Source organism: Methylobacterium frigidaeris (assembly GCF_022179185.1).
GTDB lineage: Bacteria > Pseudomonadota > Alphaproteobacteria > Rhizobiales > Beijerinckiaceae > Methylobacterium > Methylobacterium frigidaeris.
The window spans coordinates 1-271 of record NZ_BPQJ01000211.1; the positions used below are offsets into that span (position 1 = coordinate 1).

The 271-nt window shown below is 63.5% G+C and carries 1 pseudogene; it reads left to right on the top strand.

Features of this window, described 5'->3' with window-relative positions:
* Positions 1 to 48: 48 nt before the first annotated feature.
* Positions 49 to 271: pseudogene (locus MFF64_RS36895) on the top strand (hypothetical protein); the annotation flags it as partial.

Below are 271 nucleotides of genomic sequence, written 5' to 3' on the forward strand. Positions count from 1 at the left end.
ATCTTGACACAGAAGAGGAACGGCAGGACGTTCTGGAATCGGTTGTGGATGTCGCCGGTGTTCGAGGAGGAGGGGGTGCTGACCTATTTTTTCGGGTCGGAATTGCACGTCACGCTGGAGGGGGAGCACCTGCGGAACCTGGGCGAGGCCCTGGGCAAGGGCGAGCAGATGCTGGGCGCACTGGTGCGCTCGTCGTCAGAGGTGGGACTCCGGATCAACGCCGGATGGTGCCTGCTGGTCCTATTGGCCGGGGGTGGGTGTCTGGGGGACA